The sequence below is a fragment of the Methylobacterium oryzae genome, assembly GCF_036441375.1.
Classification (GTDB): domain Bacteria; phylum Pseudomonadota; class Alphaproteobacteria; order Rhizobiales; family Beijerinckiaceae; genus Methylobacterium; species Methylobacterium oryzae_A.
On record NZ_MLCA01000014.1, the window covers coordinates 889,071 to 909,008 of the forward strand.

The 19,938-nt window shown below is 72.5% G+C and carries 19 protein-coding genes and 1 pseudogene; 10 read left to right on the plus strand and 10 right to left on the minus strand.

The features are described 5' to 3' along the window. Positions 1 to 154 precede the first annotated feature (154 nt). Together MOTC310_RS27970 and MOTC310_RS27975 are read right to left on the minus strand one after the other, a co-directional pair. Complete coding sequence (locus tag MOTC310_RS27970; protein WP_331304082.1) at positions 155 to 823, minus strand: SOS response-associated peptidase; 669 nt, start codon at positions 821 to 823, stop codon at positions 155 to 157. Positions 824 to 936: 113 nt separating this feature from the next. After that, entirely contained in the window at positions 937 to 2,112 is a 1,176-nt protein-coding gene (locus tag MOTC310_RS27975; protein WP_331304083.1) for a zinc-dependent alcohol dehydrogenase, read from the minus strand. Positions 2,113 to 2,429: 317 nt separating this feature from the next. On the opposite strand from MOTC310_RS27975, the pseudogene MOTC310_RS27980 reads away from it, so the two are divergent. Continuing rightward, positions 2,430 to 3,543 (plus strand): annotated as a pseudogene (locus MOTC310_RS27980) (alkene reductase). A gap of 107 nt (positions 3,544 to 3,650) precedes the next feature. Here the strand turns inward: MOTC310_RS27980 and MOTC310_RS27985 are convergent. From MOTC310_RS27985 to MOTC310_RS28015, 7 genes are all read right to left on the minus strand, one after another. Then, a complete protein-coding gene (locus tag MOTC310_RS27985; protein ID WP_331304084.1) occupies positions 3,651 to 4,892 on the minus strand; it encodes a cytochrome P450 in 1,242 nt (413 codons plus the stop codon). After that, complete coding sequence (locus MOTC310_RS27990) at positions 4,885 to 6,210, minus strand: NAD(P)/FAD-dependent oxidoreductase (RefSeq protein WP_331304085.1); 1,326 nt, start codon at positions 6,208 to 6,210, stop codon at positions 4,885 to 4,887. The genes MOTC310_RS27985 and MOTC310_RS27990 overlap by 8 nt, the downstream gene beginning before the upstream one ends. Beyond that, positions 6,207 to 6,446 carry a ferredoxin gene (locus MOTC310_RS27995; protein WP_331304086.1) on the minus strand — a complete coding sequence of 80 codons (240 nt, stop codon included), beginning with the start codon at positions 6,444 to 6,446 and terminating at the stop codon, positions 6,207 to 6,209. Before MOTC310_RS27995 ends, MOTC310_RS27990 begins: the two co-directional genes overlap by 4 nt. Next, complete coding sequence (locus MOTC310_RS28000; protein WP_331304087.1) at positions 6,443 to 7,759, minus strand: glycosyltransferase; 1,317 nt, start codon at positions 7,757 to 7,759, stop codon at positions 6,443 to 6,445. Before MOTC310_RS28000 ends, MOTC310_RS27995 begins: the two co-directional genes overlap by 4 nt. Positions 7,760 to 8,048: 289 nt before the next feature. Beyond that, on the minus strand, positions 8,049 to 8,681 hold the full coding sequence (locus MOTC310_RS28005; RefSeq protein WP_331304088.1) for a TPM domain-containing protein: 633 nt from the start codon (positions 8,679 to 8,681) through the stop codon (positions 8,049 to 8,051). Then, positions 8,671 to 9,462 carry a TPM domain-containing protein gene (locus MOTC310_RS28010; protein ID WP_419539964.1) on the minus strand — a complete coding sequence of 264 codons (792 nt, stop codon included), beginning with the start codon at positions 9,460 to 9,462 and terminating at the stop codon, positions 8,671 to 8,673. Before MOTC310_RS28010 ends, MOTC310_RS28005 begins: the two co-directional genes overlap by 11 nt. Before the next feature lie 34 nt (positions 9,463 to 9,496). After that, positions 9,497 to 10,120: a LemA family protein gene (locus tag MOTC310_RS28015; RefSeq protein WP_419539221.1), complete on the minus strand. Its 624-nt coding sequence runs from the start codon at positions 10,118 to 10,120 to the stop codon at positions 9,497 to 9,499. A 229-nt stretch (positions 10,121 to 10,349) separates the two neighbouring features. Between MOTC310_RS28015 and MOTC310_RS28020 the strand changes: the two genes are divergently transcribed. The 7 genes from MOTC310_RS28020 to MOTC310_RS28050 all read left to right on the plus strand — a co-directional run bounded on the left by MOTC310_RS28020 (position 10,350) and on the right by MOTC310_RS28050 (position 16,516). Further along, on the plus strand, positions 10,350 to 10,724 hold the full coding sequence (locus tag MOTC310_RS28020; RefSeq protein ID WP_331294660.1) for a hypothetical protein: 375 nt from the start codon (positions 10,350 to 10,352) through the stop codon (positions 10,722 to 10,724). 25 nt (positions 10,725 to 10,749) lie between these two features. After that, on the plus strand, positions 10,750 to 11,670 hold the full coding sequence (locus MOTC310_RS28025; protein ID WP_331304089.1) for a LysR family transcriptional regulator: 921 nt from the start codon (positions 10,750 to 10,752) through the stop codon (positions 11,668 to 11,670). 99 nt (positions 11,671 to 11,769) lie between these two features. Continuing rightward, complete coding sequence (locus MOTC310_RS28030; RefSeq protein WP_331304090.1) at positions 11,770 to 12,963, plus strand: CaiB/BaiF CoA transferase family protein; 1,194 nt, start codon at positions 11,770 to 11,772, stop codon at positions 12,961 to 12,963. Continuing rightward, entirely contained in the window at positions 12,960 to 13,886 is a 927-nt protein-coding gene (locus MOTC310_RS28035) for a hydroxymethylglutaryl-CoA lyase (RefSeq protein ID WP_331304091.1), read from the plus strand. The genes MOTC310_RS28030 and MOTC310_RS28035 overlap by 4 nt, the downstream gene beginning before the upstream one ends. Positions 13,887 to 14,151: 265 nt before the next feature. Continuing rightward, complete coding sequence (locus tag MOTC310_RS28040; RefSeq protein ID WP_331304092.1) at positions 14,152 to 15,480, plus strand: MFS transporter; 1,329 nt, start codon at positions 14,152 to 14,154, stop codon at positions 15,478 to 15,480. A 373-nt stretch (positions 15,481 to 15,853) separates the two neighbouring features. After that, positions 15,854 to 16,261 (plus strand): Ros/MucR family transcriptional regulator, encoded by a 408-nt coding sequence (locus MOTC310_RS28045; protein ID WP_331304093.1) that lies wholly within the window; start codon positions 15,854 to 15,856, stop codon positions 16,259 to 16,261. A gap of 3 nt (positions 16,262 to 16,264) precedes the next feature. Then, on the plus strand, positions 16,265 to 16,516 hold the full coding sequence (locus MOTC310_RS28050; RefSeq protein ID WP_331304094.1) for a hypothetical protein: 252 nt from the start codon (positions 16,265 to 16,267) through the stop codon (positions 16,514 to 16,516). Positions 16,517 to 16,606: 90 nt separating this feature from the next. Here MOTC310_RS28050 and MOTC310_RS28055 read toward each other — a convergent pair whose 3' ends face one another. Continuing rightward, a complete protein-coding gene (locus MOTC310_RS28055) occupies positions 16,607 to 18,235 on the minus strand; it encodes an inorganic phosphate transporter (protein WP_331304095.1) in 1,629 nt (542 codons plus the stop codon). A gap of 217 nt (positions 18,236 to 18,452) precedes the next feature. On the opposite strand from MOTC310_RS28055, the gene MOTC310_RS28060 reads away from it, so the two are divergent. Beyond that, entirely contained in the window at positions 18,453 to 19,613 is a 1,161-nt protein-coding gene (locus tag MOTC310_RS28060) for a ceramide glucosyltransferase (protein WP_331304096.1), read from the plus strand. 25 nt (positions 19,614 to 19,638) lie between these two features. Beyond that, positions 19,639 to 19,863 (plus strand): hypothetical protein, encoded by a 225-nt coding sequence (locus MOTC310_RS28065; RefSeq protein ID WP_331304097.1) that lies wholly within the window; start codon positions 19,639 to 19,641, stop codon positions 19,861 to 19,863. The last annotated feature ends 75 nt before the right edge of the window (positions 19,864 to 19,938 follow it).

Sequence of the window (19,938 nt, forward strand, 5' to 3'; positions counted from 1 at the left end):
GGCCGCCATCCCGGCCAAGCCGCTCTCGTTCTGGGGGGCGCACCGGGCGCGGATCGCCCGGCTCAATGCCGCCGTCGTGTCGCGCTGGCGCGCCCGCGGCTGGTCGGCCGCGCCCGAGGCGTCGTCCGGCGATCCGGCGGGCGGCTAGCGCCGGTCACGCCGCGGGTCCGTCCTCGGGCCCGTCCGACCGCGCCCCGCGGGCGACCTCGCGCATCGCCGAGTCCGGGAGCGGCCGCTGGAGCCGGAGCGCCTCCGCGGTCGGCGCCTCGAGCCAGGTCGCCCATTCCTCCGGCTTCGTGAGCAGGACCGGCATGGCCTTGGGATGGACCGGCCCGACGACGCCGTTCGCCTCCGTGGTCAGGAACGCGAAGAGCCGGTGCTCCTCGGTGACCCGGTCGGGGTTCTCGCGCTTCGTGCCCCGCACGCCGGTCCAGGGCCGCCAGATCCCCGCGAAGGCGAAGAGGGGCCGGTCCTCGTCCAGGGCGAACCAGACCGGCGTCTTGCGCGGTTTGGTGTCGGCGTACTCGCTGAAGGCGGTGACCGGCACGAGGCAGCGATGGGCGACCCCGAGCCAGGGCCGCCAGTGCGGGCTCGCGACGTTGCGGACGTTGGTGATCGGATGCTCGCCGAACGCCTTCGGCCCCGGCATGCCCCAGCGCATCATCGCGAGGTCCCGGCCGGTCGCGCCGTTCAGGACGACCGGCGCAAGCTGGTCGGGAAAGATAGCCGGCAACAGCGGAAGGTTTCCGGTGCGGTCCTCCGCGATCGCGAAGGCCCGGCGCAGGTCCGCGGGGCCGGTCCGCAGGCTGTAGAGGTTGCACATGGGCGTCCCGGTCGGTGGGTGAGTACGGCGCCGGCTCTACACGTTTCCGGGACGCCGCGCCCGACCGGGCGGAGGGCGCGCCCCGGCCGATCCGCGGCCGGGGCGCCGCCGCCTCAGTTCAGGTGGAACACCACCTTCACGCATCCGTCCTTCTTGTCGCGGAAGGCCTTGTAGAGGTCCGGCCCGTCCGCGAGGTTCTGCGAGCGGTGGGTGATCAGGGAGGTCATGTCGATCTTGCCCTCCTGGATCAGCTTGGTCAGCGGCTCGAGGTAGCGCTTCACGTGGGTCTGGCCGCTCTTGAGGGTCAGGCCCTTCTGGACGATCGAGCCCATATTGACCGGGATCGGCCCGCCGTAGACGCCGGGCACCGAGACGATCCCGCAGGGCCGGACCGCCTTGATGGCCTCGGCCAGCGCGTAGGGCCGCTCGGTGGCGGTGAGCTTCTCCTGCACCGTCGACAGCATGCCGGTGAGGCCGCCATGGCCGGCGCTCGCCTCCATGCCGACGCAGTCGATCACGCCGTCGGCGCCCTGGCCCTTGGTGATCTCCTTGATCCGCTCGAACACGTCCTCGTTCATGAAGTCGATGACGTCGGTGGCGCCGGCCTTCCGGGCGAGCGCGATCCGCTCGGGCACGGTCTCGATGGCGATGATCCGCTCGGCGCCCATGATCTTGGCCGACTGGATGGCGAAGATGCCGACCGGGCCGGCGCCCCAGACCGCGATGGTCTCGCCGCCCTGGATCTCGCAGTGCTCCGCGCCCTGCCAGCCGGTAGGCAGGATGTCGGTGAGGAACAGGACGGACTCGTCGTCCATGCCGTCCGGCACCTTCATGGGCGCCACATCCGCCATGGGCACGCGCACGTACTCGGCCTGTCCGCCCGCGTAGCCGCCGGTGAGGTGCGAGTATCCGAACAGGCCGGCCGTCGGGTAGCCGAACTGCGCCGCCGCCATCTCGGCGTTGCGGTTCGAGCGCTCGCAGACCGAGAAATTGCCGAGCTTGCACTGCCGGCATTCGCCGCAATTGATGTTGAACGGCACGACGATCCGGTCGCCCTTCTTGAACTTGGTGAAGCCCTGGCCGACCTCGACGACCTCGCCCATGAATTCGTGGCCGAGAACGTCGCCGCTCTTCATGGTCGGCATCAGCCCGTCCATCAGGTGCAGGTCCGAACCGCAGATCGCGCAGCTCGTCACCTTGATGATGACGTCGCGGGAATCCTCGATGACCGGGTCCGGGACCGTGTCGCAGCGGATGTCGTTGCGGCCGTGCCAGCACAATGCCTTCATGGCGTCGATTCTCCAGATGTCAGGGAAGCCCGTGGGCTTGGCCGGCGGGTCGGCCTCCGAGGTTAAAGCCACGATCGGTACGGCCAAGTTCCACCCTGCGACGCCTCTGCCGCGTCGCGCCGGCCGAAGAGGCCCGGCGCCCGGGAACCCGCGCCCCGGATCCCACGGTTAACAGCCTGCGCACCGGGCCGCGCGCTCACGCGCGACCGGATCGCAGCGGCCTCTGCCCCGGATTCCTGCGACGGTCGGCCAGGAGGCCGGCCGCGGCGCCGGGACGCCGTTCTGCGTGCGCAGCCCGATCCCCGAAGCGAGCCGCCATGCCGACCAGCCCGATTCTCCAGCCGGTGACGATCGGCGACCTGACGCTGAAGAACCGGGTCGTGATGGCCCCCCTGACGCGGAGCCGCTCGAACGATGCGGGCGTGCCCCCGGAGCTCGCGGCCGATTACTACGGGCAGCGGGCGAGCGCCGGCCTGATCATCGCCGAGGCGACCAACATCTCGCCGCAGGGCGTCGGCTACGCCTACACGCCGGGCATCTGGTCCGACGCGCAGGTGGAGAGCTGGTCGCGGATCGTCCGGATCGTTCACGCCAATGACGGGCGGATCTTCCTTCAGCTCTGGCACACGGGCCGGATCTCGCATCCGGATCTCCAGCCGGGTGGCGAACCCCCGGTCGCCGCCTCGGCGATCAGGCCGGAGGGGACCGCGTTCACGCGGGCGGGCATGAAGCCCCACGTCACGCCCCACGCCCTGGAGACCGACGAGATCGCCGGGATCGTCGCAGATTATCGGCGGGCGGCGGAGAACGCCCGGCGGACCGGCTTCGACGGCGTCGAGATCCACTCGGCCAACAACTACCTGCTGGAGCAGTTCGTGCGCGACTCCACCAACCGGCGCGCCGACCGCTACGGCGGCCCGATCGCGAACCGCCTTCCGCTTCCCGTTGGAGGTGGTGCAGGCCGTCACCGAGATCTGGGGCGGGGGCGGTCGCGTCGGGATCCGCCTGTCGCCGGCGACCATGCAGCCCGGCGAGACGCCGCTGGATTCCGACCCGCGCGCGACCTACGGCGCCTATGTCGAGGCGCTCAACCGGTTCAACCTGCTCTACATCCACACCATCGAGGGGGTGACCCAGCAGACCCGCGACGTGCCCGAGGGGGTCGACTTCCTCGACCTCCGGCGCCGGTTCGCCGGCGCCTATATCAGCAACAACGATCTGACCCGCGAACTCGCCGAGCAGGAACTGGCCGAGGGCCGCGCCGATCTGTTCAGTTTCGGGCGGCCCTATCTCGCCAATCCCGATCTGGTCGACCGGCTCGCAACCGATGCGCCCCTGGCCGAGGCGCCGAAGGTCTACTGGTACGGTGGCGGGGCCAACGGCTATTCCGACTGGCCGGGCATGGCCGGGCCGGTGCCGGTCCGCCGCTGAGCGGGCCGGTTATGGGTCGCGCCGGGGGCGGTCCCGCGCCAGTGGTTTACAAATGTTTCACGTGAAACAGCCGCCTTCACGGTCTCTTCAGGGGTCGCGCCCCGGCGTCAGACGATGCCGTCGATGCCGATGCGCAGCTGCTCGGGCCCCCGGAGCGACGCGCCCGGCCGGTAGGGCGGCGGATCGTCGACGAGGCGCGGGGCGACGAGGCGTCGGCTCAGCGCCACCAGGGCGATCTCGGCCTCGATCCGGGCCAGGGGCGCGCCGACGCAGTAGTGCAGGCCCCCGCCGAAGCCGAAATGCTCGATGTCGGCCCGGTCGGGGTCGAAGCGATCGGGCGCCGCGAAGCGGTCGGGATCGCGGTTCGCGGCGGCGAAGAGCAGGACGACCGGCGCGCCCTTGGGGATCATCTCACCGGCCACCGCGATCGCGCCGAGGGCCTTGCGGGTCCGGAAATGCACCGGGGGCTCGTAGCGCAGGACCTCCTCGATCAGCCGCGGAGCCCGCTCGGGATCGGCCTTGAGCCGCTCCAGCTCCTCGGGATGCCGGAGCAGGGTCAGCATGGCGTTGGTGATGAGGTTCACGGTGGTCTCGTGGCCGGCGACTAGGAGCAGCACCGCCGTGGACAGGAGGTCGAAGTCGCTCATCTGCTTCCGGCCGTCCGGGCCGGGGACGGCGAGACCGCTCAGCATGTCGTCGGCCGGGCGGCGGCGCTTCTCGCGGATGAGGTCGCGCATGTAGGCGGCGATGTCGTCGAAGGCGCCGACGATCTGGCGCCGGGTCGCGTCGTCGTGGCGCGCGTCCGGTTCCACGGCGGTGGCGAGCTGCGTCGCCCAGGCCTGGAATCGCGGCTCGTCCTCCCGCGGCACGCCGAGCAGCTCGCAGATCACCGTCACCGGCAGAGGGTAGGAGAGGTCGCTCACGAGGCAGACCTCGCGCCGTGCCCGGCACGCGTCGATCAGGCCGTCCACCTCCTGGGCGATCCGCGGCCGCAGCGCCTGCACCCGCGCGATCGAGAATTCCCGCATGACGAGGCTGCGCAGCCGGTCGTGGTCCGGGGGGTCGCGGAAGATCAACGGTCGGTGCGTGGCGCTGATGCGGTTCTTGATCGGATTGAGGATCAGGTCCTTGAGCGGGTTGCCGGTGCGGGGGCGCCGGGGCGGCGGCAGGTCCTCGGAGCTGAGCCGCGGATCGAACAGCAGGCTGCGGATCGCCGCGTGCGAGGAGACGACGTAGCTGCCGTCGCGCTGCGGGGAGACCGGCCGTCGCCGCAGTCGGGCGTAGAGCGGGTACGGGTCGGCCCGGTTGGCCGGATCCATCACGGCGGCGAACAGCGCGTCGTCAGACATGGACAGTCTCGGCGGGAGGGCGTGTCGGGGCGGGGCGGCGCGGCGGCGGGAAGCCGGGGGCGGCGATCTCGACCCGGGGCCGGTCGGTGGCGTCGGTGATGGGCGGGAAGGGATCGCCGGCCGTGACCGCCTCCGCGTAGGCCGGCAGCCAGCGGGCCTGATCGAACGAGACGGCCGCGACGCTGCGCCCGCCGCGTCCGTAGACGGCGAGAAAGCGTCGGGAGGCGCGGGACCCCTGCACCACCGCGACCGAGTCGGCGCCCTCGGGAAGCCCGACCAGCTTGATGTTGATCCCGAACTGACTCGACCAGAAGGCCGGCAGATGCGCGTAGGGACGCTGGTCGCCGGGGCCGGCCAGCATGTTGCGGGCGGCGTGCGCGGCCTGCTCGACGGCGTTGCCCCAGTGCTCCACCGCGATCAGGCGGTTGTCGTAGAGCGGGATCGGCCACCGGGCGACGTCGCCCGCCGCGTAGATGTCGGGGCAGGGCGCCCCCTCGGCGTCGAGGACCCGGCAGGCCGCGTCGCAGGTCACCCCGCCGGCATCCGCGCGCAGGCCTGCGCCCCGCAGCCAGCCGGTCGCCCGGGTCGCCCCCAGGGCGGCGATGACCAGGTTGGTCTCGATCGTGCTGCCGTCCGCCAGCCGGGCCCGGGCGACGTGCCCGGCCGCGTCGCCCTCGAACGCCCGCACCGTCGTGCCGGGGCGGAAGGTGGCGCCGGAGGCGCGCAGGCACTCGGCGATCACGCCGCCCACGAAGGTCCCGAGGCCCCGGGCCAGGGGCGCGGAATTCGGGTCCACCAGCGTCACGGGCAGGCCGAGGTCGCGCAGGCAGGACGCCGCCTCGCAGCCGATCAGGCCGCCGCCGACGATGAGCACCTGCCGCGGGCCCGCCACCAGGGCGTCCCGCAGGGCGGCCGCGTCGTCCCGCCCGCGCAGGGTGAAGATGCCGGCGAGCCCACCGCCGGTCTCGGCCGGCCAGGGCCGGGCCTCGGCGCCGGTGGCGATGAGCAGCGCCTCGTAGGCGAGCGCCGACCCGTCGGCGAGCCGGAGCGTGCGGGCCGCCCGGTCGAGGGCGACGGCCGGGCTCCCGAGGCGCCAGCGCGCGCCGAGATCGGCCAGTTCCGGCAGCCGGGTCGCGTCGGCGGCGAGCTCGCCGGCGAGCACGTGCTTCGACAGCGGCGGCCGGTCGTAGGGGCGGTGCGGCTCGGCGCCGACCAGGGTGAGCGGACCGTCGTAGCCGGCCCGCCGCAGCGCCTCGGCGCCGCGCAGGCCGGCGAGGGAGGCCCCGACCACGACGATGCCGGCGGGTACAGGGGTCACGGCGCGTCTCCGTCATCCGGGCCGACCTGGAGGCTGATGGCGCGGACCGGGCAGGCCTGCACGGCCCGCTCGATGGCGTCGCGCCGGTCGGCCGGCGGCGCGGGATCGTAGAACAGGATCTCGTGGCCGCGGATCGCGAAGGCGTCCGGTGCCGCGTAGCAGCACTGGGCGTAGCCCTGGCAGCGGTTGAGATCCACGACGACCCGGAGCGCCGCCGTGCCGGAGGCCGGTTTCATGCCGACCTCGCGAGCGGGCGCGCGGTTCCGGTACCGGTCCCGGCGCGCGCGAGATCGTCCAGAGCCGTCAGGATGGAGGCCATGGCGTCCCGCGCCGCGAAAGCGTCCCGCAGCGCCCCGGCCCGCGTCCGGAAGCCGGGCTCGTCGAGCACGCGCATCACCGCGGCGCCGACCGCCTCCGGGCTCGGCGCGTTGGTCCCGAGGTTGATCCCGACGCCGGACCAGCCGATGCGCGCGTTCACCTCCGCCTTGTCCTCGGTCAGACCGGCCGAGACGATAGGCACGCCGGCGGCGAGCGCCTGAGAGACGCTGCCGTAGCCGCCGTTGGTCACGAGCACGCTCACCCGCGGCAGCAACTCGCGGAACGGCAGGAAGCACGACACCCGGGCGTTGGCCGGGACCGGGACCTTCAGCGCGTCCACGGGCCGCCCACCGGTGGTGGCCAGGACCAGCAGATCGTTCCGGTCGGCCAGGGCGGTCAGAGTCGGCTCGACCAGCTCGCCGAAATCCGCATTGGCCAGGGTCCCCTGGGTGACCAGCGCGACGGGCCGGCCCGCCGCGTTCGCCGCCTCAAGATCGGGCCACCAGTCCGGGAGCGGCGCGGGCGGCATTGGCGGATCGAGCAGGCCGATGAAGCGCAGGCCGGGCGGCAGGGTGCCGTACTCGTACTCGAAGCCCGGCACGGTCGGCTGCAGGAACAGGTCCGGCAGGACCACGATCGAGTGGGGCAGGGACGCCGGCAGGGGCGGCAGGCCGAGCGCGGCGAGCTTCGCGTCCGCGTAGGCCCGCACCGGGTTGACGAAGGCCGCGTCCATGCCGGCCTTCAGGGTCGCGTAGCGGACCAGATCGTCCCGGTCGCGGGCCGGCGGCAGGCCGAGGCCCACGGGGGCGTGGTCGGGCCGGTCGAGGAACAGGATGCTGACGTTGACGGTCACGAGGGGCGGCCGCGGCGCGGTGTCGAGGAGCAGCGGCAGCGCGCCCAGGAACATGCTGCCGGCCAGGATCACGTCGGGGGCCTCGGCCGCGATCAGCGCCCGCAGGGCGGCGGCCTGGACCGGCATGGGATCCACGAACCGGCGCTCGAACTCGCGGCGATAGCGCTCCGGGCCGGCCGGCAGCTCGATCTCGCGGAATTCGGCCGCGTGATTGTCCGCGTAGGGCGTGAAGCGCAGGCCCGCCGCCTCGACCTTCGGCCGGAAAGCCGGGTCGGTCAGCACGAGGACGTCGTCGCCGCGGGCCGCCGCCGTCCGCCCGATGGCGAGGAGCGGGTTCACGTGGCCGGTGAGCGGCGTCGCGGCGATCAGGATCTTCATCACGGCCTCCTCGAGCGTCGCCGGTCGAGCCGGCATCGCTCCTGCTCGGGTGCCGGCGCTCTCGCGCGCGGGGCCCCGTGGCCCCCGGCGCGCCGGACTCACAGGAGAAATCGCGGCCGCTCCGGCGCAGTTACACAACCGGAGGGTGGTTCGTGCGGCGCCGCACCATGGCATCCGGCCGAAGCCCGGCGCAATATCGGAATGTCACATGCCGCAGCCATCGTGCGGCCTGGCGGCGCACGGCGCGTCCTCCGTCCGGACGACGCGCGGCAGCTGCGGGGGGAAGCCGTCAGTCGACCACGACGACCCGGTTCGGCAACTCGTCGGGATCGCCCGGCTCAGCGGGGAGATGGTCTGCCAGGCAGGCCCCGACCCGCGCGACCGCCGCGGTCAGGCCATCCTCGATCGCGCCGCGCCCTAGGGCCGGCATCAGCTCGGCGAGGATCCCGTCCCAGGCGGACGGCGGGATCTCCCGCAGGACGCCGAGATCGGTGACGATCTCGGCGTGCCGCTCGGCGAGCGACAGGTAGAGCAGGACACCGGTGCGCCGGCGCGTCAGGCTCAGGCCGCGGGACCAGAAGGCCCGCCGGGCCGCCTCCCGGGCGCGGGCGCGGCGCAGGCGGCGCGGCACCAGGGCCATGCGCAGCCGCTCGTTCTGGCTCGCCAGGAGGATCGCGGCCACCAGGGCCGCCTGCGCCAGCAGGATCGAGGCGGCGCTCCACGCCGTCAGGGCGATCAGCGGCCAGGGCAGGACCAGCGCCGCGACGAGCGCGGTGAGCAGCACGATCGAGCGGTAGGCGCCGGCGCGACGGCTCACCATCACGACGATCTCACCGGAGGTCCCGGCCTCCGCCCGCCCGACCGCCCGGGCGAGACGGTCCTGCGCCTCCGGAGTCAGCACGGCCGCGCGTCTACCAGTCACCGGAGGCTCCTCCACCGCCCGACGAGCCACCGCCGCCGGAAAACCCGCCGTCGAAGCCGCCCGACCCGCCGCCGTCCGAGAAGCCGCCGCCCCACCCCCCCGAGCCCGGGCCCGGCAGGATGACGAGGCCGCCGGGTCCGGACCGGCCGCCCCGGCTCATGCGCCACGCGACGAAGAGCACGATCAGGAACAGGGCGATGAAGACCGCCACCTGGACGGAATCGACCTCGTCGGTCCGTATCTGGGGCTTGCGCTGCCATTCCTGCGCGTCGCCCGCCAGGATTGCCAGGATGCCGTCGACGCCCGCGTCGAGGCCGCCGAAATAGTCGCCGGTCTTGAAGCGCGGGGTGATGGCGCTGGCGATGATGACCTTCGACAGCGCGTCGGTCAGCGCGCCCTCCAGGCCGTAGCCGACCTCGATCCGGACCTTCCGCTCGCTCGGCGCCACCAGCAGCAGGACACCGTTGTTGGTCTTGGCCTGCCCGAGCTTCCAGTCCCGGAACAGGCGGTTGGCGTAATCCTCGACGGTCGTCCCCTGCAGGTTCGGCACCGTGGCGACGACCACTTGGTCCGAGGTCTTGTCCTCGTGCGCCTTCAGCTTGGCGTCGAGCCTGCCGCGCTGCTCCGGCGTCAGAATGCCGGCCGCGTCGACCACGCGGCCGGTCAGCGCCGGGAAGGTCAGCTCGGCCGCCAGCGCCCCGATCGCCCAGACCGTCAGGCAGGCCGCCAGGACGGCGAGCGACAGGGCGAGCCGCGCCCGGACGGGCGCGGCCCGGCTCACGGTCCGGCCCACGGTCCGACCCCGGTGCGCCACCCTAGAACTTCACGTTCGGCGGCCGGTCGGCGTTCGGCGTGGCCGTGAAGGTCTCCATCGGCTTGGCGTCCGGGTACAGGATCGCCGCGATCCAGCGGCCCGGGATCGTGCGCACCTCGGTGTTGTAGGCCTGCACGGCCGTGATGTAGTCGCGCCGCGCCACCGCGATGCGGTTCTCGGTGCCCTCCAGCTGGGATTGCAGGGCGAGGAAGTTCTGGTTCGACTTGAGGTCGGGGTACTTCTCCACCGTCACCAGCAGGCGTCCGAGCGCGCCCGAGAGCTGGTTCTGGGCGTCCTGGTACTCCTTGAACTTCTGCGGGTCGCTGACCGTAGAGGCGTCAACCTTCACGCTGGACGCCTTGGCGCGCGCCTCGGTGACGCCGATCAGCACGTCCTTCTCCTGCTGGGCGTAGCCCTTCACGGTCTCGACGAGGTTGGGGATCAGGTCTGCCCGTCGCTGGTACTGGTTCTGCACCTCGCTCCACGAGGATTTGGCCTGCTCCTGCAGCGTCGGCACCCGGTTGACCGCCCCGCAGCCGGAGAGACCCGCGGCCACCAGGATCACCGAGAGCATGCCGAGGAGGCGCGCCGCGGGCGATGTCCGGCGCACCGCGCCGGCCGTCAGCGTCGTTCCCATATCGTCCCCCATCTGCCGGCCGAGACTCGGCCGCTTGATCACGAGCCCGAGAGATAAGGGCCGGAACCGCCAAGGTAAGGCCCCCGCCCGCCGGGGCTTGAAGGTTTGTGCCGCGGCCCGCTAAGGGCGTCGGCAACGGACCGGGCCGGCGCACGTTCGGACCCCGAGCCGATGATCCGGCCGAGGATCGATCGGCGCGGCGCCGCGGAGGCCGGGAATGGATGCAGCACTCGCCGACCATGTCAGGGCCGCCAGCGCCGACGCACGGCGCCACGCCCGGGCGTACCGGGCGCCGTCCGGCAAGGACGCGCTGCCCTGGTCGGTCATCGAAGCGTTCGACGCCCGGGTCCGCGGCAATCTCGCCCGCGACCCGCGGATCGAGGACGAGCGCGACCGCGTCCTGATCGCCGCCGTCAAGCTCGCCGAGACACCGGTCGAGGAGGGGGAGGAGAGCGTCGCCGAGGCGCGCGCCCATCTGGTCGACGCGATCGACTACCTGGAGCAGGCGGTGCTGCGGTTCGGCCTCGTCAACCGCGAGGGCGCCAAGGCCGGTCTCGGCAGCTACGGTCAGCCGGTCGGATCCCGAGACTGACGGCGCGCCCGCACCGAGCCGCCGGATGTCCGCCGACCCGCCCGCGGCCGCGACCCTGAGCCGCCTCGACCTGAAGACGCTCCGGCTGTTCGCGGCCATCTGCGCGGAGGGGACCCTGAACGGCGCGGCCCGCCGGGCGGCGATCGCGCCCTCGGCGGTGAGCAAGCGCCTCGCCGAGCTGGAGCACGCGCTGGGCTGCACGCTGCTCACCCGCGAGCCGCGCGGCATGCGTCCCACGCCCGCGGGCGAGACCCTCCTGCACCACACCCGCCGGATGCTGGCGAGCGCCGAGCAGATCGCCCTGGAACTCGCCGAGCACGCCCGGGGCGTCCGCGGCTTCGTGCGGGTGCTCGCCAACCTCTCGGCCATCGTGGAATTCCTCCCCGAGGACCTGCAGGCCTTCCTGGCGGCCCAGGACGGGATCCGGGTCGACCTCGAGGAGCGCCCGAGCGGCGGCGTCGTCGCCGGCGTCGAGGAGGGGTTCGCCGATCTCGGCCTCTGCGCGGACAACACCGACACCCGCAGCCTCACCGCCTACCCGTACCGGAGCGACCGCCTCGTCCTGGTCATGCCGGCCGGGCATCCCCTGAGTGGCCGCGGCGCCGTCGCGCTGGCCGACACCCTCGCCTACGACCATGTCGGGCTGCACGCGGAGAGCTCGATCTACGCCGCCCTGCGCGACGAGGCCCGGCGCCTCGGCCGGCCGCTGCGTCTGCGCATGCACGTGCCGAGCTTCGACGCGATCTGCCGCATGGCGCAGGTCGGGCTGGGTCTCGGCACCGTGCCGGAGCACGTCTACGCCCTGCTCGGCCCGCCGATGCGGCTCGCCGCGGTGCCGCTCACCGATCCGTGGGCCGCGCGCACGCTCCGCCTCGTAGTCCGCCCCGGCGCCCTGTCGCCGGCGGCGGCACTCCTGCTGGAGCATCTCCGGGCCGCCGGGCGCTGAGCCCGCGTTCTCCGACGACGAACGGACGGTGGTGCATCGCGTTTGGACTTCGCGGCGGGAACGGCCGTATTCCAGGGGCAAACAAAGAGGGAGGAAGCCGTGTCCGGTCCGCTCAGCGGTATCCGCGTTCTCGAGCTCGGTCAGCTGATCGCCGCGCCCTTCGCGACGCGGCTGATGGCCGAGTTCGGCGCCGAGGTCATCAAGGTCGAGGCCCCGGGCGAGGGCGATCCCCTCCGGAAGTGGCGCAAGATGCACGAGGGCACCTCGCTCTGGTGGTACCTGCAGTCGCGCAACAAGAAGTCGATCGCCGTCAATCTGAAGGCGCCGGAAGGCCTCGAGATCGTCAAGCAGCTCGCCGCGAGCGCCGACGTGGTGGTCGAGAATTTCCGGCCCGGCGGCCTGGAGAAGCTCGGCCTCGGTTGGGACGTGCTCTCGGCGCTCAATCCCAACCTCGTGATGGTGCGGATCTCGGGCTACGGCCAGACCGGCCCGTACCGCGACCGGCCCGGCTTCGGCGCCATCGGCGAGTCGATGGGCGGCATCCGCTTCACCACCGGCAGCCCGGAGGCCCCGCCGGCCCGGGTCGGCGTCAGCATCGGCGACACCCTCGCCTCCCTTCACGGCGTCATCGGCGCGCTGATGGCCCTGCTGCGGGTCAAGACCGGGCAGGGCGCCGGCCAGGTCATCGACGTCTCCCTCGTCGAGAGCGTGTTCAACGTCATGGAGAGCCTCGTCCCGGAATACGACCTGCTGGGCGAGGTCCGCACCCGCACCGGCGGCGCCCTGCCGGGCATCACCCCGTCGAACACCTACCCGACGCGGGACGGCGGCTACGTGGTCATCGCCGGCAACAGCGACCCGATCTTCCGCCGCCTGATGACGGCGATCGGCCGGGCCGACCTCGCGGACGACCCGGCGCTCCGCAACAACGAGGGCCGCTCCAAGCAATCCGCCATGCTGGACGGCACCATCGCCGACTGGTCGAAGACCAAGAGTGTGGAGGAGGCGCTGGCCGTCCTCGACGCCGCCGACGTGCCGGCCGGCCGGATCTACTCGGTGGCCGACATCGTGGCCGACCCGCACTATCAGGCGCGCGACATGATCCTGCAGGCGGAGCTGCCCGGCGGGACGGCCGTGAAGATGCCCGGCATCGTGCCGAAGCTCTCCGACACGCCCGGCGAGGTCCGCTGGCAGGGACCGGCCCTCGGCGCCCACACGGATTCCGTGCTCGCCGAGCTCGGTCTCGACGCGGCGCGCATCGCCGCGCTGCGCGAGAAGGGAGCGGTGGCATGAGCGGCGACGCGCTGATCGTCCAGGAGGTCGCGACCCGCGACGGCTTCCAGATCGAGCCGGTCTTCGTGGAGACCGCCGAGAAGATCCGCCTGATCGACGCCCTGGCAGAGGCCGGTTTCAGCCGGATCGAGGTCTCCTCCTTCGTGTCACCCAAGGCGGTGCCGGCGCTCGCCGACGCCGCCGAGGTCTTCGCGGGCATCCGGCGCCGGCCCGGTACCGTCTACGTCGCCCTGGTGCCGAACCCGAAGGGCGCCGAGCGGGCGCTCGCTGCCCAGGTCGACGAGATCAACCTCGTCGCCTCGGTGAGCGAGACCCACAATCGCGCCAATATGGGCATGAGCCCGGCCGACTCGATCGCCGGCTTCGCCCGGATCATGGATTCGGTGCGCGGCGCGTCGCTGAGCACCAACGCCACGGTGGCCACCGCCTTCGGCTGCCCGTTCGAGGGCGACCAGTCGGCCGACAAGGTTCTCGCCCAGGTGGAGCGCTACCTGTCGCTGGGCGTCGACGGGGTGACGCTCGCCGACACCACCGGCATGGCCAATCCCCGGCAGGTGGCGCGCCTCGTCGCGCGGGTCCTGGCCCTGGTCGGCCCCGGGCGCCTGACGCTCCACTTCCACAACACCCGCGGCCTCGGCCTCGCCAACGTGCTGGCGGCCTACGACGCGGGCGCCCGGCGCTTCGACGCGGCGCTCGGCGGCCTGGGCGGCTGCCCGTTCGCGCCCGGCGCCACCGGCAACATCTGCACCGAGGATCTCGTCAGCATGGCCCACGAGATGGGCGTGCCGACGGGTCTCGACCTTCCGGCGCTCATCGGCCTGTCGCGCGACCTGCCGCGCCTCGTCGGCCACGAGGTGCCCGGCCAGGTCGCCAAGGCCGGACGGCCCTGCGACCTCCACCCGGCGCCCGCCAAGGCGGCCTGAAAAGGCGGCCTGAAGCGGAGAAGGACTGAGGCGGGCTCGCGATGGCCTGCCTCACGCGACCCGGACAGTGACGCGCCGCCGTCTCTCACGGACGCGACGTGCCCCCTCTCCCGTGCGGGAGAGGGGACCCGCGCTCGGTCCGGTGACGCCGGCATCGCCGTCGCGCGCCGCGGATCCGCCGCTGCGCGCTTGCCGAGCGCTTCAAGCCGCCCGTCCGAAGGCGGCACCGCTCACCCGAATCCCCAACATCACCACGGAGGAAACCATGACCGCAGCCCTGTCCGGGTCGCCGGCCGCCGTCGAGGCCGGCCCGGTGACGGAGACCGGTGTCGTCCGCAAGGTCGCGTGGCGGCTCATGCCGCTGATCATGATCTGCTACATGTTCGCGTTCTTCGACCGCATCAACATCAGCTTCGCCAAGTTCCAGCTCCAGAGCGATCTCGGGTTCAGCAACGTCGCCTACGGGCTCGGCGCGAGCATGTTCGTCGTCGGCTACGTGATCTTCGAGGTGCCCTCGAACCTGTTCCTCTACCGGGTCGGGGCGCGGCGCTGGATTGCCCGGATCATGATCTCGTGGGGCATCGCCACCGCGCTGATGATCTTCATCCGCAGCGAGTGGCACTTCTACGCCCTGCGCTTCCTGATCGGCGCCATGGAGGCGGGCTTCGCGCCGGGCATCCTCTACTACCTGACCCTGTGGTTCCCGGCCTCGCACCGCGGGCGGATCACCAGCTTCATGTTCGTGGCCTCGGCCTTCTCGGGGATCTTCGGCGCGCCGGTGGCGGGCCTGATCCTCGGCGGGCTCAACGGCGTCGGCGGCCTCGCCGGCTGGCAGTGGCTGTTCCTGGCCGGCGGCCTGCCCTGCCTCGTGCTCGGGATGCTCGTGCTGGCGCGCCTCGACGACCGGATCGTCGACGCCAAGTGGCTCTCCGAGCCCGAGAAGGCGCTCCTGTCGGCCCGAATTGCCCACCACAACCGAGACATCGGCGACCACTCGCTGCTCGGGGCGATCCGGCAGCCGGGCTTCCTGATGATCGGGCTGATCTACTTCCTGCTGCAGATCGGCTCCTACGGGCTGAACTTCTGGGGTCCGGACCTGATCAAGACCGCGAGCGGCGCCCAGGCCGCCGCCGTGGGCTTCCTGACGGCGATCCCCTACATCTGCGGGGCGATCAGCATGGTGGTGATCGGGCGCCTGTCCGACGCCTCGGGCGAGCGGCCGAAATTCGTCGCGGGCCTCGCCATCGCGGCGGCGCTCGGCTTCTTCGGTGCCGGCCTGTTCGACAAGCACATCGTGCCGCTGATGTTCGCCCTGGCCCTGCTGGGCGCCGGCATCGTCGCGTCGATCCCGGCCTTCTGGACCCTGCCGGCCAAGCTCGTCACCGGCGTCGGCGCCGCGGGCGGCATCGCGCTGATCAACACCCTCGGCCAGTTCGGCGGCATCGTCAGCCCGGTGATGGTCGGCTGGGTCAAGGACCTCACCGGCTCGACGACCCCGGCCCTCTACGGCATCGGGGTGCTCTGCCTCGCGGCCGCCGGGCTCGCGCTCTTCGCCATGCCGGCGAGCCTGCGCCGGAGCGACCGCGCGGTGTGAGTCGGCCCGCCGCCCCGCGCGACTGGGGCGGCGGGCGCTGTCGGCGTGCGGACCGTGCGCGGACCCACCGATGCCGAAGTCGAGTTCGGGCGCCGATCTCAGTGGCCGAATTCAGTGAACGTAACAGTAACCAAACCCGGAATGCCGCCGGTTGCGCGCTGGAGCAAAAAACCTCGCGCCGCCGGACAAACCGCGTCCCGCCCATATTGTATATTATCTGCAACCTCAAGAAACAGGGTGAAATCAACTTGAGGTAGAAATGTCCCACCGGCTGACCCGTTGCTCAGCCTTACTCTCCGCGACGCCGGGTGCGAGCCGGTCGGTCGGAGACGAGGCCCGAACGGTGGGACGCCCTCCAACAGCGATGTCTCAGATGGACCATCTTACCGACCACCGTTCAACTTTCATGCTGGAGAAGGTCGGCGCGATCGTCGCAGCCTACGTCTCGCGCAACGCGATCGAGGTCACGGCCCTGCCGGCACTGATCGACCAGGTGCACGCGGCGATCGCGGATCTCCGCGGCGCGCCGTCGGCGTTCGGCGGCGCCGGGTTGAGCCAGGCGCAGGTCGATGCCTCGATCCAGGAATCGGGCCTGATCAGCTTCATCGACGGCCGGTCCTACCAGACCCTGAAGCGCCACCTGACCGCGCACGGCCTCACCCCCGAGCGCTACCGGGCCAAGTACGGCCTCCCGGCCGACTACCCGATGGTTGCCCCGGGCTACGCCGCGCGGCGCTCGGAGATCGCCCGGGCGATCCAGCTCGGCCACAAGGCGGCCTGAGCGATGCCGCCGGACACTTCCGCGGATCCGGCCCGGCCGCGCGCGCCTGCTCCGGCAGCGGCGTGCGCCACCGACGCCCTGAGCCGTATCGCCGGCATCCTCGACGTGCCGGTGGCGCGCTTCTACCCGGATGCCGAGCGGCCCGACGCGGCCATGACCCAGGCGGCGGACCTCGTCTCGGCGTTCGTGACGATCGACAATCCGGCGGCGCGCCGGACCTGTCTGGCCTTCGTGCGGGCGATGGCGGGTTCCTGAAGCGTCGGGGGGCGCTTCAGGGAGCCGGAGATCGAGCCGCTTCGTCGGGGGGCGCAGCGCGGTCTCCGGCTCTGCCCCGCGGAACCCGCGTCAGAACAGGTGGCGCAGGATGAAGAACAGCACCGCCGCGAGGATGATCGCGGCCGGCAGGGTGAGGATCCAGGCGAGCGCCATGTTGCGAACGGTGGTCATCTGCAGGCCGGAGCCGTTGGCCGCCATCGTGCCGGCGACGCCCGAGGACAGGATGTGGGTGGTGGAGACCGGGAGGCCGTAGAGTTCGGCCAGCCCGATCGTGCCGGCGGCGACGATCTCGGCCGAGGCGCCCTGCGCGTAGGTCAGGTGGGTCTTGCCGATCTTCTCGCCAACCGTGACGACGATGCGCTTCCATCCGACCATGGTGCCGAGACCCAGCGCCAGGGCGACGCAGACCTTCACCCAGCCCGGGATGTAGCGCGTGCCGTCGTTCAGCAGGCCCGCGTAGCGCTTCAGATCCGCCTTGTCGGCCTCCGAGAAGTCGGCCCCCGCGCTCGGCAGGACGCGCACCGCGTCGGCGGCGAGGTACATGTCGCTGCGCAGGTTCTGGGTCTGGGCGGCCGGCACCGTCCGGATCGCTCCGTAATTCTTCACGCTGGCGGCTATGTCGTTGGAGAGCGCCGCCAGCGCCGCGTAGACCGGCGGCGTGTTGAGCGCCTTGGTCTTGAGCGCCTCCGTCACGGTCCGGCGCGCCGCGGCGGCGTCCGGCACCGCCGCGCCGGGCGCCCGGGCGGAGAACACCCTGCTCGCCGCCGTCGAGGCCTGCACGAAGGCGGGCGTCGTGTCGTCCGCCATGGTGCGGTTGAGGGCGTAGGCCGTGGGCGCGGCGCCGATCAGGATCAGCATGATCAGGCCCATGCCCTTCTGCCCGTCGTTGCCGCCGTGGAAGAACGAGACCAGCGTGCAGGTGAGGATCAGCAGGCCGCGAATCCACGGGGGCGGCGGCGCCTCGCCCTGGGGCGCCTCGTAGAGGTCCTTGCGGCGCACCGCGAATTTCAGGGCGAGCAGCAGCAGCGCCGCGAGCACGAAGCCGCAGACCGGCGAGAACAGCAGCGCCTTGAAGACGTTGAGCGCCTGGTTCCAGTCGACGCCCGCGGTGCCGTCGCCGCCGTTCATCAGCTGGTTGGCGAGGCCGACGCCGAGCACCGAGCCGATCAGCGCGTGGGACGACGAGTTCGGCAGCCCGAAGGCCCAGGTCCCGAGGTTCCAGATAATGGCCGCCAGCAGGAGCGCGAAGATCATCGCGTAACCCGCGTGCGAGCCGACGTTGAGGATCAGCTCGACCGGCAGCAGCGTCACGATCGCGTAGGCCACGGCGCCCGAGGACAGCATCACGCCGAGGAAGTTGAAGACGCCCGACCAGATCACCGCGACGAGCGGCGGCAGCGAGTGGGTGTAGATCACCGTGGCGACCGCGTTGGCGGTGTCGTGGAAGCCGTTCACGAACTCGAAGGCGAGGGCGATCAGCAGGGCGAGGCCGAGCAGCGCGAAGGCGCCGTAGGCCAGGGGCGCCTCCCCGACCGCGTTCATGTCCGCGACGAGGCTCACCACCGCGTAGCCGAGGCCGGCCACCAGGACGAGGAGGAACGCGACGACACCGCCGAGATGCGTCCCGTGGTCGAGGCGCGGGCCGCCCGCCCGCCGGCCTCCCGCCGTCCCCGACGGCATCACGGCGGAATCGGACATGAACCCTCGCGGAATCTTTCGTGGTGGTGAACCGGGATTAAAATGGCGCGGTGACGGTTGGGTGACGGGCGACGGCAGGCCCGTGACGGCTCGTGACGGCCGGTGACGCGCCGCGTCGGCGACCGGGACCAGGCGCGCCGGGCGCCGCTGTCACACGCCTGACGCGGTCGGGCCGCTAGCGGACCGGACCGCTCGCCCGATCGCACGAGGGATCCGCATGATTGACGCCACGGTGCCGGCCCTGTCCCTCGGCGCGCTCCTGGCCCTCGTCCAGATCGGCAGCATCGCCGTCGCGGGCCGGCGCCTCGGCCGGACTCACGGCCGGGACCGAGGCCCGTCGCGGTTCCCGGACGGCGCGCCCGTCTCCCTGGTCCGTCCCCTGCGCGGGGTCGAGGCCTACAGCGAGGAGATGCTCCTCCGCAGCTTCCGTCTCGACTACCCCTCCTACGAGCTGATCTTCTGCGTCGCCGACCCCGCGGACCCGATCGTCCCGATGGTGGAGCGCCTGATCGAGGCCCACCCGCACGTGCCGGCCCGCCTGATCCTCGGCGACGAGCGCGTCAGCGCGAACCCGAAGCTCAACAACTGCCTGCGCGGCTGGCGCGCTGCCGCCCACGACTGGGTGGTGCTCGCGGATTCCAACGTCGCCATGCCGCCGGACTACCTCCAGCGGATGCAGGCGGCGTGGCGCGCGGATACCGGCCTCGTCTGCTCCACCCCGGCCGGCGCCCGGCCGGGCAGCTTCATGGCGGAGGTGGAGTGCGCCTTCCTGAACACCCTCCAGGCGCGCTGGCAATACGCCGCCGAGGCCTTCGGGCTGGGCTTCGCGCAGGGCAAGAGCATGCTCTGGCACAAGCCCTTCCTGGAGGCGCAGGGCGGTCTCCAGGCGCTCGCGGCCGAGATCGCCGAGGACGCGGCCGCCACCAAGCTCGTGCGCGCCGCGGGCAAGCGGGTCCACCTCGTGGCGAGCCCGTTCGAGCAGCCGCTCGGCCCGCGCGGCTTCCGCGAGGTCTGGGCGCGGCAGCTGCGCTGGGCGCGCCTGCGCCGCGTGACCTTCCCGCTGTTCTTCGCCCCCGAGATCGGCAGCGGCGTCCTGCTGCCGGCGCTCCTCGTCGCCCTCTGGGCCGGCAGCCTCGCGGGCCTCGCCGGCGCTGCCGGCCTCGCCGCCCTGTGCTATGCCGCCGAGCACCGGCTCGCTCTCCGCGCGGGCTGGCACCGTTCGCCCCGCATGCTGGCGGCCTTCCTGGCGCGCGACGTCCTGATCCCGGCGATCTGGGTCGGCGCCTGGATGCGGAGCGCCATCGTGTGGCGGGGCAACGCCATGGACGTGCGCCCCCGGCGGGCCGCCGACGCGCGCTCCTACGCGCCGACGGCCTGACCGCCCGGCGATCGGAGGCCCTGACGTGACGCGCCGCTACGCCCTCTACTGGCTGCCCGCCCCGGGCTCCCGCCTCGAGGCCTTCGGACGGGCGGTCCTCGGCCACGACAACGTCTCCGGGACACCGGTCCCGCACCCGGAAGGGCTCGGCGGCCTCGCCGCCGTCACGGCGGGCGCGCGGGTCTACGGGTTCCACGCCACCCTCAAGGCGCCGCTGCGCCTCGCCCCGACAATCGCCCGAGGATCATGACGGACCGACCGATCGCCTTCGATCTCACGCGCCTCGTCACGCGGCTGCGCCACGCGAGCCCGTCGGGCATCGACC

Excerpts from the sequence above, each read along its gene's own strand:
- MOTC310_RS28050 (WP_331304094.1), top strand. The coding sequence starts at position 16,265 with ATGCCGCCGGACACTTCCGCGGATCCGGCCCGGCCGCGCGCGCCTGCT.
- MOTC310_RS28045 (WP_331304093.1), top strand. The coding sequence starts at position 15,854 with ATGGACCATCTTACCGACCACCGTTCAACTTTCATGCTGGAGAAGGTC.
- MOTC310_RS27995 (WP_331304086.1), bottom strand. The coding sequence starts at position 6,446 with ATGAAACCGGCCTCCGGCACGGCGGCGCTCCGGGTCGTCGTGGATCTC.
- MOTC310_RS28000 (WP_331304087.1), bottom strand. The coding sequence starts at position 7,759 with ATGAAGATCCTGATCGCCGCGACGCCGCTCACCGGCCACGTGAACCCG.
- MOTC310_RS28025 (WP_331304089.1), top strand. The coding sequence starts at position 10,750 with ATGTCCGCCGACCCGCCCGCGGCCGCGACCCTGAGCCGCCTCGACCTG.
- MOTC310_RS28035 (WP_331304091.1), top strand. The coding sequence starts at position 12,960 with ATGAGCGGCGACGCGCTGATCGTCCAGGAGGTCGCGACCCGCGACGGC.
- MOTC310_RS27970 (WP_331304082.1), bottom strand. The coding sequence starts at position 823 with ATGTGCAACCTCTACAGCCTGCGGACCGGCCCCGCGGACCTGCGCCGG.
- MOTC310_RS27985 (WP_331304084.1), bottom strand. The coding sequence starts at position 4,892 with ATGTCTGACGACGCGCTGTTCGCCGCCGTGATGGATCCGGCCAACCGG.
- MOTC310_RS28040 (WP_331304092.1), top strand. The coding sequence starts at position 14,152 with ATGACCGCAGCCCTGTCCGGGTCGCCGGCCGCCGTCGAGGCCGGCCCG.
- MOTC310_RS28020 (WP_331294660.1), top strand. The coding sequence starts at position 10,350 with ATGGATGCAGCACTCGCCGACCATGTCAGGGCCGCCAGCGCCGACGCA.
- MOTC310_RS28055 (WP_331304095.1), bottom strand. The coding sequence starts at position 18,235 with ATGTCCGATTCCGCCGTGATGCCGTCGGGGACGGCGGGAGGCCGGCGG.
- MOTC310_RS27975 (WP_331304083.1), bottom strand. The coding sequence starts at position 2,112 with ATGAAGGCATTGTGCTGGCACGGCCGCAACGACATCCGCTGCGACACG.
- MOTC310_RS28060 (WP_331304096.1), top strand. The coding sequence starts at position 18,453 with ATGATTGACGCCACGGTGCCGGCCCTGTCCCTCGGCGCGCTCCTGGCC.